Origin of the sequence: Bordetella genomosp. 7 (genome assembly GCF_002261415.1) — a bacterium.
Classification (GTDB): Bacteria; Pseudomonadota; Gammaproteobacteria; order Burkholderiales; family Burkholderiaceae_B; genus Bordetella_A.
Map to the genome: position 1 here is coordinate 484,971 of NZ_NEVI01000023.1, position 13,660 is coordinate 498,630.

Here is a 13,660-nt window from a genome sequence, read left to right on the forward strand (position 1 = left end):
AACAAGGACGAACCATGAACAGTCCAGTAGCTTCCCCTGGCGCCGCTACCCGACGGGGCCTGCACCCGCTGGTGGCGACCGCGGCGGTGTCCGTCATCCTGCTGTGCGCCGTGGCTGTCGCGGCCCTGCTGGGATGGTTGCCGACGCCTTGGGCCGACCCTGCCGCGTCCGCGGGCCAGGCCGCCACGTCCGAAACCCAGCCAGGCCAGCCCGCCGCGGGCGCCGCGCCGGCAAAAGTGGCTTCCGCCGCTCCGGCCGCGGGCAGCACGCCCAAGCCCGCCGCCAAACCCGCCTCCGCTGCGGCTGAATGCCATCAATGCGGCGTGGTCGAAACCATACGCCCCATCCAGGTGCCGGTACAGAACAGCGGCCATAACATCGTCGGTACCGTGGCCGGCGGCGTGGTGGGCGGCGTGGTCGGCCACCAGTTCGGCGGCGGCAGCGGCAAAGACGCCCTGACTGTGCTGGGCGCCGTGGGCGGCGCTTTGGCAGGCCATGAAATCGAGCGTAATATCAGGCAGCAGCAGACCGTGACGCACTACGAAATGACCGTGCGCATGGCCGACGGCAGCACGCGCAAATTCCATAGTTCGCAACCGTTTGCCTATGCTTCCGGTGATCACGTGCGCATCGAAAACGGCCAAATCCTGCCGCGCTAGCGTCCATCAGGGCGCCCTGGAGCCTGAATGTCCGACCCCCAATCCAAATCCAACCCCTTCGTGCTGCCTGGCTTGGGCCAGGACGGCGACATGGCCGGCAACCCATTGCTTGCCAGTATGGAAATGATGCGCCAGGCCTGGGCGGGATTGGCCGGGCCGGGCGGGCTGGCGCAGGCGCTGCCCATGACGCCCCCCATGAACCTTGAAGATCTCGAGCGCCGCATTGCCGAGCTGCGCTCGGTCGAAAGCTGGCTGCGCATGAACCTCTCCATGCTCACGAGCACCATCCAGGGGCTGGAGGTGCAGCGCGCCACCATTGCCACCCTGCGATCATTCGTAAGCGGCGCCGCCGGCGGCAATCCGTCTCCGCTCGAGGTCGCGCTGGGCTTGAAACCCGCCACGCCGGCGCAGCCGGGCGCCGCCGCCCCTGAATCCCGCAGCCAGCCGGCGGGCGGCGCCGCGGCGTCGGCCGAGCCGGCTTCCACGGCCGAGCAAGTCAGCCAGGCGGCGCAGTCGGCATCGCAGGCCTGGTGGGATCTGCTGCAGCAGCAATTCAACCAGCTTGCCGCAGCCACGGCCGCCACCATGCCCGAAGCCTCGGGCGCCGCCGCGGCGTCCGCCAGCGAACCGGCCGACCAGGCTCCGCGCAAGCGTGCTCCTCGCAAACGTGCGGCAAAGGCGGCCACCGGGCGCGCCACGGCGCCCCGCAAGTCTTGACCCTCTGCTTTCCATCGCGCGGCCGGCGTCCGCCCGCCGCTTCACCGTATCTTCGTCTCTTATGCTAAACGTCGTCATTCTCGCTGCCGGACTCGGCAAACGCATGCAGTCCGATCTTCCCAAGGTGCTGCATTCCCTTGCCGGCAAACCCATGCTGGAACACGTGCTGGACAGCGCCCGCCAGCTTGAGCCCGGCCGCATCGTGGTGGTGGTGGGGCATGGCGCCGAGCGTGTGCGCGGTGCCTATGAAGGCCGCCCTGGGCTGAGTTTCGCGCTGCAGCAGCCGCAGCAAGGCACCGGCCATGCCGTACAGCAGGCCGTTCCGCTGCTGCAAGAAGACGGCCAGGATGACGTCACCCTGGTGCTGTATGGCGACGTGCCGCTGGTACAGCCCGATACACTGCGCCGCCTGCTGCAGGCGCGCGGGCAGGGCGCGGCCGTTCTTACCGAGATTCTCGACGACGCCACCGGCTACGGCCGCATCGTGCGCAACGAACAGGGCCAGGTGGTGCGGATTGTCGAGCACAAAGACGCCACCGAGGCCGAACGCGCCATCCGCGAAGTCAACACCGGCATCATGGCCGCGCCTACCGCTCGCCTGAAAGAATGGCTGGGCCGCATCGACAACAACAATGCCCAGGGCGAGTACTACCTTACCGACGTGATCGGCCTGGCCGTGGCCGACGGCGTTGCCGTGGGCGCCGCGCAGCCGTCCGCCGGCTGGGAGACCCTGGGCGTCAACAGCCGCGTGCAACAGGCCGAGCTCGAGCGGCGCTGGCAGCTTGAACAGGCGCGGCGACAACTCGAGGCCGGTGTCACCCTGGCCGACCCGGCGCGCTTTGACGTGCGTGGCACGCTATCGTGCGGGCGCGATGTGTTCATCGACGTGGGCTGCGTGTTCGAAGGCAAGGTCGAACTGGCCGATGGCGTGCGCGTGGGGCCGCACTGCGTGCTGCGCGACGTATCGGTGGGCGCGGGCACACACATCGACGCCTTCAGCCACATCCAGCAGGCTACCGTCGGCCGCGACGCGCGCATCGGCCCCTATGCCCGCCTGCGCCCCGGCGCCAGCCTGGGCGATCGCACACACGTGGGCAACTTCGTCGAAATCAAGAACAGCGTGCTCGACGCCGACAGCAAGGCCAACCACCTGGCCTACGTGGGCGACGCCGATATCGGCGCGCGTGTGAACGTCGGGGCCGGCACCATCACCTGCAACTACGACGGCGCCAACAAGCATCGCACCATCATCGAAGACGACGCTTTCATCGGGTCGGACACCCAGCTCGTCGCGCCCGTGCGCGTGGGCAAGGGCGCTACCCTGGGCGCGGGCACCACGCTGACCCGCGATGCGCCGGCCGGCAAGCTCACGGTCTCGCGTCCCAAGCAGGCCACGATCGACGGCTGGCAGCGACCCCAGAAAAAGTCGTGAGCACAGAACCCAGGCCGGCCGCCGGCGCCTCGCCCCGCCAGGCGTTGCCCGACGGCCTGCCCACGCCGCGCCGGTACTGGGCCGCCGCCACGGTGCTGGTGGGCATCAGCATGTCGGTGCTGGATACCAGCATCGCCAACGTGGCGCTGCCCACCATCGCACGCGACCTCGACGCACTGCCGTCGCAGGCGGTCTGGATCGTCAACGCGTACAACCTCGCGGTCGTGATGTTGTTGCTGCCGTTGTCGGCGCTGGCCGAACGCGTCGGCTTCAAGCGCATGTACACCATCGGCCTGGCGTTGTTTGCACTGGCTTCGCTGTCGGGGGCGCTGTCGCAATCCTTATGGCAATTGACCCTGGCGCGCGTCGCGCAAGGCGTGGGGGCGGCGACGCTCATGTGCATGTTCGGGGGCATGGTGCGCAACATTTATCCGTTGCGCCTGCTCGGACGGGGCATCAGTCTCAATGCCACCACCGTCGCCGTCATGTCAGTGGTGGGGCCCACCCTGGGGTCCATCATCCTGGAAGTCGCGCACTGGCGCTGGATCTTCGCCATCAACCTGCCCATTTGCGTGGCGGTGATGTTCGGCCTGCGCCACCTGCCGGAGGTGCCCCGCAACACCGTGCGGCTCGACTGGGTCAGCGCGCTGCTCTGCATGCTGACTTTGGGCGTATTCATTTCGGGGGTCGATACACTGGGGCAAGACTGGTTGCGCGGGTTGGCGATGATCCTGTCGGCCTGCGTGACGGGCTGGGCGCTCGTGCGGCGCGCCGGCAGGCAGCCCGCGCCGCTGGTGCCGGTAGATCTGTTGCGTATCCGCGCAGTCGGGTTCGCCGTTGCGGCATCCGCGTTCACGTTCGCTGCACAAATGGCATCTTACGTGTCGCTGCCGTTCTACTTCCAACAGATACTGGGACGGTCGTACCTTGAGGTCGGCATGTTGATGGGCGCATGGCCCGTAGGCACCGGCATCGTCGCTCCGCTGGCCGGACGCCTGTCCGACCGTTATTCGGCCGCCACCCTCAGCGGCGCAGGCGCGGCCGTCATGGCCGTGGGCTTGATCGGGCTGGTCGCCATGCCGCTGGACGCGCCTAATTCGTGGATCATGGGCGCCATGTTCGTCACCGGGCTGGGTTTCGGGTTTTTCCAAACGCCCAACAACCGGGCCATGCTGTCATCCGCGCCCCGCCAGCGCAGCGGCGCTGCCGGCGGGCTGCAGGCAACCACGCGGGTGTTCGGCCAGAGCTTCGGCACGGCGCTTGTGGCCATCGCCTTCGCGCTCAGCAGCAGATACGGCCCCACCTATGCGTTGGGCTTCGCCACCCTTTGCGCCACCGCGGCAATTGCGGTCAATGCGGTACGCTTGAACAAATTGCGCGCCGGCTGATGCATCCAGGCGCCAGTTGCGGCGCTGCCGGCCGGCTTTTCCCCGCATTGCGCCAGCAGCCCGCCATCTATAATTCCGCCGAACACCATCTATAGGCATTTGCGCATGAAAATCACGGTTATCGGCACAGGTTACGTGGGCTTGGTCTCGGGCGCCTGTCTGGCCGACATGGGCAACGAAGTCATGTGCCTGGACGTCGATGCCGACAAGATCCAGATGTTGCAGCAGGGCGGTATCCCTATCTACGAGCCCGGCCTGGAAGATCTCGTCAAGCGCAATGCCCAGGCCGGCCGGCTGCAGTTCACCAACGACATCCCGGCCAGCGTCGCCTTCGGCGACGTGCAGTTCATCGCAGTCGGCACACCCCCTGGCGAAGACGGCTCGGCCGACCTGCAACATGTACTGGAAGCGGCGCGCAACATCGCCCGCCACATGACCAGCCGAAAAGTGGTGGTGGATAAATCGACAGTGCCCGTGGGCACTGCAGACAAGGTGCGACAGGCCATCGCTGCAGTGCTGGCCGAACGCGGTGTCGACGTGCCTTTCAGCGTGGCGTCCAACCCCGAATTCCTGAAAGAAGGCGCGGCCATCAAAGACTTCATGAGCCCCGACCGCATCATCGTCGGCGCCGACGATGAATACACCATAGGCGTCATGCGCCGCCTGTATGCGCCCTTCCAGCGCACGCACGAGCGCCTGATGGTCATGGACGTGCGATCCGCCGAGCTGACCAAGTACGCCGCCAACGCCATGCTGGCCACTCGCATTTCGTTCATGAACGAAATGGCCAACCTCGCCGAGGCGCTGGGCGCCGACATCGAGCACGTGCGCCGCGGCATCGGCGCCGACCCCCGCATCGGCTATCACTTCCTGTACCCCGGCGTAGGGTACGGCGGCTCCTGCTTTCCCAAAGACGTGCAGGCGCTGGCGCGAACCGCCGCCGAGCACGGGTTGCCCATGCGCGTCGTGGCCGCCGCCGAAGCCGCCAATGATGCCCAGAAGCTGCGGCTGTCTCAAAAAATCGTGGCGCATTTTGGCGACGACCTGTCCGGCCGCACCTTTGCCCTGTGGGGCCTGTCATTCAAGCCCAACACCGACGACATGCGCGAAGCGCCCAGCCTGACCGCCATTGCCGAGCTTACGCAGCGCGGCGCGCGCGTGCGGGCCTACGACCCAATCGCCATGCCGCACTCGCGCCAGCTGCTGGCAAACAATCCCGCCGTCGAATTCGCCGACGACATGTACCAGGCGCTGGACGGAGCCGATGCTTTGCTGATCGCCACCGAATGGAAGGTGTTTCGCGCGCCCGACCTGGAACGCATGCGCGCCCTATTGAAGAACCCCGTAATCATTGATGGACGCAACCTGTATTCGCCCGCCGATATGCGCGCGCTGGGCTTTGAATACCAGGGCATCGGACGCTCATGAGAATCCTGCAGCTCAACTTCGAGAAAGGCTGGCGTGGCGGCGAACGCCAGACCCTGTATTGCATGCGTGCGTTTCGCGCCGCAGGTCACGAGGTCGAACTGTTGTGTCGTGCCGGCGGGCCGCTGCAGGCGCGCGCGGGCGAAGAAGGTTTCCTGGCCCATGGCGTGCGCAACGTGCCGGCGCAGCTGGCCTTTCTGGCTCGCGCAGGCCGAAGCTACGACATCATCCACGCGCAAACCGCCAATACCGTCACGTGGGCCGTTCTGACCAAGGTCGTGCACCGGCGCCCGGTGGCGTTTTCCCGGCGCACGTCCTTCGTCGTCAAGCCCGGCGAAGAATGGAAGACGGGCGCAAAATGGCGCCGGGTCGATTGCTTCGTCGCCATCAGCGAAATGGCCGCGGCCGAACCGCGCCGGCTGGGGCTTGACCCGGCCATCATCCGCAGCGCAGTAGAACCGCACGAGATCAACCGTGCCAACGTCGAGCGCCTTGTCGACGAACTGGGGCTGCGCGGCAAGAAGGTGCTGGCCACTTCCGCGGCGCTGATACGCGACAAAGACCCGCTGACCCTGATACGCGCGGTGGGCGAACTCGCCCGGCAACGCGATGACTTCGTGTTCGTGCATTTTGGCGCGGGCGGCGACCGGGAAGCCGAATCGCGGGCAGAGGTCCAGGCGCTGGGTCTGCAAAACGTATATCTGTTCGCGGGATTCCGCAAAGGTATCGAAGATTTCTACAGCATCTTCGACGTCTTCGTCATGAGCTCGCAGGAAGAGGCCCTGGGCAGTAGCGTGCTGGACGCGTTTTTGCAGCACGTGCCCGTCGTGTCCACCGACGCGGGCGGCCTGAAAGAAAGCCTGGCCGACGGCCGCGGCGTGCTATGCCCGGTGGGAGACGCGCACGCCATGGCCCTGGGCATGGCGCGCTGCCTGGACGATGCCGAGTTCCGCGCTGACTGCACCCGCCGCGCCTACGAATACGTGCGCACCGAGCACGACGTAACCGAAATGGGGCGACGCTACCTGGCGCAATTCGACAGACTGCTGCGCGCGCGCCAACGCTGATCTGATACGTCATCCCGCCACATCGCATCCGGTGTCTGACACCTCTGGTGTCAGACACCCCCCCGGGGCGATACGTCATCCCGCCACATAGCATTCAGTGTCTGACACCTCTGGTGTCAGACACCCCCCGACAGATACCTCATCCCGCCACATCGATCCGCGTTTCGAATTTCGCGCGGTGCACCGAAAAAAACGTCCTGACGTTGCGCACATTGGCCTGCGATGTAAACACCCGGTGCGCCAACGCATGATAGGCGGGCATATCCCGCACCTGGGCCACCACCACAAAATCCGGCCCTGGCGACACGCGGTAACACTGCAGCACCGCAGGTTCGTCTACCAGACTGCGCTCGAATGCATCCAGGCTTTCTGCCGTTTGCACATCCAACGTTATTTCCACAATGGCAGTCAGGGTGCTGCCCAGCTTCTCGGGCGCCAATATGGCCACCTGCCGCGCGATCACGCCGGCCTCGACCAGACGGCGCACCCGCCTCAGGCAAGTCGGTGCCGAGGCGTGCACCCTGGCGGCGAGTTCCTGGTTGGTCAGCGAACAATCTTCCTGCAGCTCGACCAGAATGCGTCGGTCCAGATCATCGAGTTCCACCAACTCGTGGGGTTCATTCTGCATGTTTATTTCAAAAATACCGGATAAATGGAAGAAGATTTAAACACGTTTGTGTAAGAAAATCATCTGTCATTATTGGCGTAATAAAGCAATCAAATTTCATCGCGCCCAGCGCACAATGCGCCCATACCCAAATCACCGGAGATTCCCTATGTGCGGCATTGTCGGCGCCGTCGCCCAACGCGACATCACTCCCATCCTGGTCGAAGGCCTGAAGCGGCTGGAATATCGCGGATACGATTCCTGCGGCGTGGCGCTGTACGTCGACGGCCACCTGCGCCGCACCCGCAGCACGCAACGCGTGGCCGAGCTGGCCGACCAGGTTGCGCACGACAACCTGGCCGGCTTCACGGGCATCGCCCACACGCGCTGGGCCACCCATGGCGTGCCCGCCACGCACAATGCACACCCGCACTTCTCGCAACTGGGCAAAGACGAACCCCGTATCGCGCTCGTGCACAACGGCATCATCGAAAATCATGACGAACTGCGTGCCGAACTGCAGGCCGCTGGGTACGTATTCGAAAGCCAGACCGACACCGAAGTCATCGCCCACCTGGTCAACCACCTGTACAACGGCGATCTCTTCGAAGCCGTGCAGCAGGCCGTGCGCCGTCTGCAAGGCGCCTACGCCATAGCTGTTTTCTGCCGGGACGAGCCGCACCGCGTCGTGGGCGCGCGTCAAGGTTCGCCGCTGGTGGTGGGCATGGGCCAGAACGAGAACTTCCTGGCCTCCGATGCGCTGGCGCTGGCCGGCACCACTGACCAGATCATCTATCTTGAAGACGGCGATGTCGTCGACCTGCAGCTGTCGCGCGTGTGGATCACCGATATGGAAGGCAAGCCCGTCCAGCGCAAAGTGCACACCGTACACGTGCACACCGGCGCCGCCGAACTGGGCCCCTATCGGCACTACATGCAGAAAGAGATCTTCGAGCAGCCCCGCGCCGTGGGCGACACGCTGCAAGATATCGAAAGCATCACGCCGGAACTGTTCGGCGACGGAGCCCACAAGATCTTCAAAGAGATCGACTCCGTGCTGATCCTGGCGTGCGGCACCAGTTCGTACGCCGGCCTTACCGCCAAATACTGGATCGAGTCGCTCGCCAAGATTCCGGTTGCCGTCGAAATCGCCAGCGAATACCGCTACCGCGACAGCGTGCCCAACCCGCGCACTCTGGTCGTCACCATCTCGCAGTCAGGCGAAACCGCCGACACGCTGGCCGCGCTCAAGCACGCGCGCTCGCTCGGCATGGAACACACCCTGACCATCTGCAACGTGGCCACCAGCGCCATGGTTCGCGAATGCAAGCTGGCCTACATCACGCGCGCCGGCGTCGAAATCGGCGTGGCGTCCACCAAGGCATTCACCACTCAGCTTACCGCGCTGTTCCTGCTGACCCTGGCACTGGCGCAAACGCGCGGCAGGCTCACCGAAGAGCAAGAAGCCGACCACCTGAAGGCCTTGCGCCACCTGCCGGCCGCCATCGGTTCGGTGTTGGCGCTGGAACCCCAGATCATGGCCTGGGCCGACCGCTTTGCCAGCAAAGAGAACGCCCTGTTCCTGGGCCGGGGCATGCATTACCCCATCGCCCTGGAAGGCGCGCTGAAGCTCAAGGAAATCAGCTACATCCACGCCGAGGCCTATCCGGCGGGCGAGCTCAAGCACGGGCCGCTGGCGCTGGTTACCGAGCAGATGCCCGTGGTCACGATCGCGCCCAAAGACTCGCTGCTGGAAAAGCTGAAGTCCAACATGCAGGAAGTGCGGGCCCGTGGCGGCGAACTGTATGTCTTTGCCGACGCAGACAGCCGCATCGCCAACAGCGAAGGCATGCACGTCATTCGCATGCCCGAGCACTACGGCGTGCTTTCCCCCATCCTGCACACCATTCCGCTGCAGCTGCTGTCATATCACACCGCCTGCGCGCGGGGCACCGACGTAGACAAGCCGCGGAACCTGGCAAAGAGCGTGACGGTGGAGTAGTAACTCGAGATAGTGCCAGGGTAGCCGGCGCCGGCTTCGTTGCCGGCTTTTCTAGAACACAGGAGACGTCATGCGCCGCCGCACTGTGGCGTCCGCATACGCTGTGAATTGCAGCACTTGCATGCCTCATCCAGCGCGAAGGATGGATGTGACGGCTAGGCTCGCCGCGCGCACGGTTTCGAGAAGGACGTTCAATTCCTTACCAGCGCGCGCCTGTGCGGAAAGACCAATCATCAGAGTGTTGATGTACTCGGTAAGTCTCGCTGCTTCTAAGGGATGTCGAGCAGCGATATATGTGCGGATGACTTCAACCGCAGCATCATGTGCAGCGCCGGCAAGAACACGCGCTTCTGCGTCGCTGCAACGGCATCCCTCCAGCACTATGCATCCAGTCGCCGCAGGGTCGCCGGCATAACGACGTGCCGCTTCCTCAAGCATTGCGGTGATGCACTCCGCGACCGGACGGTCAGAGCGCAGAAGGTCTGTAAGCGGGATGGCTCCGTGATGAGCATACCGGTGGATGACCCGCTCATAAAGACCAGCTTTGCTTCGGAACGCCGAATAGAAACTGGGTGTGTTGATGCCCAGGGCGTCGGTCAGGTCCGACACGCTGACGGAGTCATAACCCCGGGAATGGAACAGGCGCTGAGCAGTTGCGATGGCCTCATCTACATCGAATTTACGCGGTCGACCCCGACTTCGAACTATTTTTTTAGGTTCCACTACAAAAATCCTTGACATTGCCGTCTCGTCTATTATTATAGTGACCACTACATATTTTACCTAGGGGTCAATGATGGCTGCGTTCGAAGGGAAGTCGGTGTTGGTGTTGGGAGGAAGTCGCGGAATTGGCGCGGCAATTGTGCGGCGCTTTATTGCGGATGGGGCGGACGTAACGTTCACTTATTCAGGATCGCAGGCCGCAGCCGAGGCGCTTGCTACTGAAACAGGCAGCAAGGCGGTCCAGACAGACAGCGTAGACCGGGATGCGGTCATCGCACGGGTGCGCGACAGCGGCCCACTAGACGTACTGGTGGTCAACGCCGGAATTGGAGTGTTCGGCGACGCGCTTGAACTTGATCCGGACGCCGTAGACCGCCTGCTTAAGATCAATGTGCATGCGCCTTATCACGCTTCTGTCGAGGCAGCGCGTCGTATGCCTCAAGGTGGGCGTATCATCGTTATCGGATCGGTGAACGGAGACCGGATGCCCGTGCCTGGCATGGCGGCATATGCACTCAGCAAATCGGCTCTGCAGGGGCTGGCTCGAGGCCTCGCGCGTGACTTAGGTCCGCGCGGAATTACCGTGAATGTTGTTCAGCCTGGGCCGATTGACACGGATGCCAATCCAGCCGATGGGCCGATGAAAGACCTGTTGCATGGATTCATGGCCATCAAGCGCCACGGCCAGCCAGAAGAGGTTGCGTCAATGGTGGCATGGCTGGCCGGTCCAGAAGCCGCATTCGTGACTGGGGCGATGCACACGATAGACGGCGGATTCGGAGCCTAGAGACAGACGAACAAGAACCAACTGTGCATTTCCTGTTCGATATACCTGGTAAACCGTAAATACAAGGCTTGAACTGTATTTTCGGTTTACAACCGGTGAGTTGTAGGAAGATCACGCTGGGCTGCGCGCGACGGCATTTTCCTGGATCAACTGTCTTTCGAAACCTGGCTAAGTGGGGCATAGCCGCCAGAAGCGGCGCTTGGGCTAAGGCACCCGGCGGTAGAGCTTGCGGTCCGCATCCAGCAGGATCGCACCGCCGCGCTGAAGGCCGCCGCCGATATGCAGTTCGGAAGTTGTCGGCAGGTGGATCAGCCAGCGGTCAGGATCGACGCGGCCATCCGGGTACACGGTGCCCGTTGTTGCGATCAATTCGGCGCCCTGGGGCAAGGGGATGTTCTCGATATGGTTTCCCTCGGCTAGCGTGCAGCTCTGGAACTCGCCCACGCCGCCATCCGGATGAGTCGCGAAAATGATCGGCTGGGCGGCATCGCATACCCAGCCCAGCAGCACGCCGTGGCCCTGGCCTTCAAGGCGGATGTTTATTGGCGTGTAGCCTGTGGTGCGGTGGGCCTCATCGGTGTGAATAGCGAGATAGCGCCTGGCTGTCAGGGTGCTTACCCCACCGATCTGCACGGGGTAGGGAAAGCGCGCCGTGCTGAAGGCGTCGGGCCGGTGCGCGATGGCAAGCTCCAGCGCGGTGCCGGCCGGCATTTCGATCGCGCCTAGAACACGGGGCTTCGTGAGTGTGAGGCGGAAGCTGGCGTCGTAGGCCGCCCGCGATTCTGCGACATGGCGCTGCAACTGATAGAAACTGACGAGCGTGTATACACCCAGAACGGCCGACGCGGCATACATCATGGTGCGCCGGGGGCTAAGCCGCTGCCGCGCTGATGCGCTCAAGCAAAGTCGCAGGGTCCAGCCCAGCCAGAATAAAGTGGCCAGGACGAAAGCCAGCCGGGTCAGAACGAATTCAAGCGAGGGCAGAGCAACCGGAATCAAGGTACGTCTCGGGCGGTTATATCAATGACTGGCACGTGGCGGGCGTAGGGATTCTGAAGCGTTGAAGCGTCGCGGCCCCGACGCGGCTTGCCGGCCTTGGTCGACGATGCCGGGCGCATCAATGATAATGCGGCCTTATCCGCTCGGCAGAAAGGGGGCACAGGTGAGGGCGCTGGCAAGATGGTGCAGGGCAATGGCGGGCGCGTGTTGCGCGGCCTGGATGATGTGGCTGGTAAGCGCGCCGGCATTTGCCGTGGCCGAAAGGGCCTTGTCGCCGGTCAGTACCGCAAGCCCTGCTGATACCTATCGGTCGCTGGTGTCGGGCATGCAGCGCCTGGAACAGCTGTACATCGGCTACACCGCAGACAAGAGCTTCGCCAATCTTCGTGAAATCCGCTATCAGTTGAATCGGCTGCGCACGCTGCTGGACCTGAGCGAGGTGCCCGCGGCCAATCGTGTGAAGGCGGGCAACGCGGCGTTGACGTATCTTGGGGACATCGTCGCGCGTCTGCCGTCGGTCGATGAAGGCTCGATCCCTGGCGCACGCGACGGCGGAGCGCCGCTGCCAGCCCGCTGGACGGTGCCGGGCACCGATATCAAGATCGCGCGCCAGGAAGACGGCCCTAACGCAGGCGAGTACCTGTTTACCGCCGGCAGCATCGCGCACCTGGCCGAATACTATCAACGGGTGAAGCACCTGCCGGTGGTTCAAGCACGGCACTATGCCTCGCTGCACGAAGAACATATCAACGCAACGGGGCCGCTGGTGCCCGATTGGCTGACGCGGCGCATCCCTGATTCGCTGAAAACCGCCTATCTGAACACCCCGGTCTGGAAAATTATCGCCATTGCCGGTGTGGTCGGCCTGATGCTGGCGCTGGTGTGGTGTTGGGCGCGGGTGGTGCGGGCCCAGGGGCGTCGCGGCAGCGAACTGCGCCGCCTGGCGTGGCGTTTTTCATTGCCGGTGGCGCTGATCGCCATCTATTCGTTGGCCGAATGGTTTGTCATATCGCATATCGACCCCGCCGGGTGGTTTGCCACGGGCGAACGCCTGGTGTTTACCGCGGTGTTCTATGCCGTGGCCGCATGGGCGGCATGGGTTGGCTGCTTCCTGATGGCCGAAGCGGTCATCAGCACACCCCGCATCTCGCGCAACAGCCTGGACATACACTTGCTGCGGCTGGCGGCGCGTGTCGCGGCAATTGGCTTGGCGGGCGGTATCCTGGTGTACGGCGCCAACGAGATCGGTATCCCCGCGTTGGGTCTGATCGCGGGGATAGGGGTGGGGGGGTTTGCGTTGGCGCTGGCGGCGCAATCGACCATAGAAAACCTGTTCGCGGGCGTGGCGCTTTTTGCCGACCGGCCCTTTCGTATCGGCGACGTGATCAGTTTTGGCGAGCAGCGGGGCGTGGTCGAGGCCGTGGGCACCCGCTCGAGCCGGATCCGTGCGTTGGAGGGGACGCTGATCACCGTGCCCAATCGCGATCTGGCCAAGACCGAGATCGTCAACTATACGCAGCGCGACAAATGCCTTTTCGTCCATACGCTGGCCTTGCGCGTGGATACGCCTGCATCACAATTGAACGAATTGCTGGAACGGCTGCGAACCCTGATGTCGTCCGACGACATGGTCGAGAAGAAAGACGGGTGGCCACGCGTGCGCTGCGTGGGCCTGGGTATAGGCCGGATAGAAGTGGAAGTGCGCGCCCACGTGCTGACCAATGACTTTACGAAGTTCCTTGCGGTGCAGGAAGCGCTGCTGCTGCGTATCGTCGAATTGATAGACTCGATGCGCATCGAATTGGTGCCGACGCGCTTCATGATTGCGGCGCAATCGAAGTAGTCGCGGTGGCG

General features: G+C 64.0%; 12 protein-coding genes. 9 read left to right on the top strand and 3 right to left on the bottom strand.

Going from position 1 to position 13,660, the window contains the following annotated elements:
* The first annotated feature begins 14 nt into the window (after window positions 1-14).
* From CAL18_RS19215 to CAL18_RS19240, 6 genes are all read left to right on the top strand, one after another.
* Window positions 15-659, top strand: coding sequence for a glycine zipper 2TM domain-containing protein (locus CAL18_RS19215; protein WP_094797707.1), 645 nt, complete (start codon window positions 15-17; stop codon window positions 657-659).
* A gap of 27 nt (window positions 660-686) precedes the next feature.
* On the top strand, window positions 687-1,376 hold the full coding sequence (locus CAL18_RS19220; RefSeq protein WP_038852626.1) for a PhaM family polyhydroxyalkanoate granule multifunctional regulatory protein: 690 nt from the start codon (window positions 687-689) through the stop codon (window positions 1,374-1,376).
* Between the two features lie 61 nt (window positions 1,377-1,437).
* Entirely contained in the window at window positions 1,438-2,808 is a 1,371-nt protein-coding gene (gene glmU / locus CAL18_RS19225) for a bifunctional UDP-N-acetylglucosamine diphosphorylase/glucosamine-1-phosphate N-acetyltransferase GlmU (RefSeq protein ID WP_026641099.1), read from the top strand.
* Entirely contained in the window at window positions 2,805-4,196 is a 1,392-nt protein-coding gene (locus tag CAL18_RS19230) for an MFS transporter (protein WP_051423887.1), read from the top strand. Before glmU ends, CAL18_RS19230 begins: the two co-directional genes overlap by 4 nt.
* A 105-nt stretch (window positions 4,197-4,301) precedes the next feature.
* Window positions 4,302-5,624 (top strand): UDP-glucose dehydrogenase family protein, encoded by a 1,323-nt coding sequence (locus CAL18_RS19235; protein ID WP_094818525.1) that lies wholly within the window; start codon window positions 4,302-4,304, stop codon window positions 5,622-5,624.
* The gene (locus CAL18_RS19240; protein WP_094818526.1) at window positions 5,621-6,688 is read left to right on the top strand and encodes a glycosyltransferase; all 1,068 of its coding nucleotides are present in this window, start codon (window positions 5,621-5,623) and stop codon (window positions 6,686-6,688) included. The genes CAL18_RS19235 and CAL18_RS19240 overlap by 4 nt, the downstream gene beginning before the upstream one ends.
* A 139-nt stretch (window positions 6,689-6,827) precedes the next feature.
* Here the strand turns inward: CAL18_RS19240 and CAL18_RS19245 are convergent, their stop codons facing one another.
* Window positions 6,828-7,316, bottom strand: a complete 489-nt coding sequence (locus CAL18_RS19245) for an Lrp/AsnC family transcriptional regulator (RefSeq protein ID WP_094797710.1) — start codon at window positions 7,314-7,316, stop codon at window positions 6,828-6,830.
* 148 nt (window positions 7,317-7,464) lie between these two features.
* Here CAL18_RS19245 and glmS point away from each other — a divergent pair, with 148 nt between their 5' ends.
* Entirely contained in the window at window positions 7,465-9,297 is a 1,833-nt protein-coding gene (gene glmS, locus CAL18_RS19250) for a glutamine--fructose-6-phosphate transaminase (isomerizing) (protein WP_026641094.1), read from the top strand.
* A gap of 126 nt (window positions 9,298-9,423) precedes the next feature.
* Here the strand turns inward: glmS and CAL18_RS19255 are convergent, their stop codons facing one another.
* Window positions 9,424-10,020, bottom strand: coding sequence for a TetR/AcrR family transcriptional regulator (locus CAL18_RS19255; RefSeq protein ID WP_212589946.1), 597 nt, complete (start codon window positions 10,018-10,020; stop codon window positions 9,424-9,426).
* Window positions 10,021-10,093: 73 nt separating this feature from the next.
* Here CAL18_RS19255 and bdcA point away from each other — a divergent pair, with 73 nt between their 5' ends.
* Complete coding sequence (bdcA, locus tag CAL18_RS19260) at window positions 10,094-10,807, top strand: SDR family oxidoreductase (protein ID WP_094818571.1); 714 nt, start codon at window positions 10,094-10,096, stop codon at window positions 10,805-10,807.
* A gap of 204 nt (window positions 10,808-11,011) precedes the next feature.
* On the opposite strand, the gene CAL18_RS19265 is transcribed toward bdcA, so the two are convergent.
* Window positions 11,012-11,806, bottom strand: coding sequence for a hypothetical protein (locus CAL18_RS19265; RefSeq protein WP_141217791.1), 795 nt, complete (start codon window positions 11,804-11,806; stop codon window positions 11,012-11,014).
* 193 nt (window positions 11,807-11,999) lie between these two features.
* On the opposite strand from CAL18_RS19265, the gene CAL18_RS19270 reads away from it, so the two are divergent.
* Window positions 12,000-13,649, top strand: coding sequence for a mechanosensitive ion channel family protein (locus CAL18_RS19270; protein WP_170940394.1), 1,650 nt, complete (start codon window positions 12,000-12,002; stop codon window positions 13,647-13,649).
* Window positions 13,650-13,660: the final 11 nt, after the last annotated feature.

Excerpts from the sequence above, each read along its gene's own strand:
- CAL18_RS19245 (WP_094797710.1), bottom strand. The coding sequence starts at position 7,316 with ATGCAGAATGAACCCCACGAGTTGGTGGAACTCGATGATCTGGACCGA.
- glmS (WP_026641094.1), top strand. The coding sequence starts at position 7,465 with ATGTGCGGCATTGTCGGCGCCGTCGCCCAACGCGACATCACTCCCATC.
- CAL18_RS19235 (WP_094818525.1), top strand. The coding sequence starts at position 4,302 with ATGAAAATCACGGTTATCGGCACAGGTTACGTGGGCTTGGTCTCGGGC.
- CAL18_RS19270 (WP_170940394.1), top strand. The coding sequence starts at position 12,000 with ATGGCGGGCGCGTGTTGCGCGGCCTGGATGATGTGGCTGGTAAGCGCG.
- CAL18_RS19215 (WP_094797707.1), top strand. The coding sequence starts at position 15 with ATGAACAGTCCAGTAGCTTCCCCTGGCGCCGCTACCCGACGGGGCCTG.
- CAL18_RS19240 (WP_094818526.1), top strand. The coding sequence starts at position 5,621 with ATGAGAATCCTGCAGCTCAACTTCGAGAAAGGCTGGCGTGGCGGCGAA.
- bdcA (WP_094818571.1), top strand. The coding sequence starts at position 10,094 with ATGGCTGCGTTCGAAGGGAAGTCGGTGTTGGTGTTGGGAGGAAGTCGC.
- glmU (WP_026641099.1), top strand. The coding sequence starts at position 1,438 with ATGCTAAACGTCGTCATTCTCGCTGCCGGACTCGGCAAACGCATGCAG.
- CAL18_RS19220 (WP_038852626.1), top strand. The coding sequence starts at position 687 with ATGTCCGACCCCCAATCCAAATCCAACCCCTTCGTGCTGCCTGGCTTG.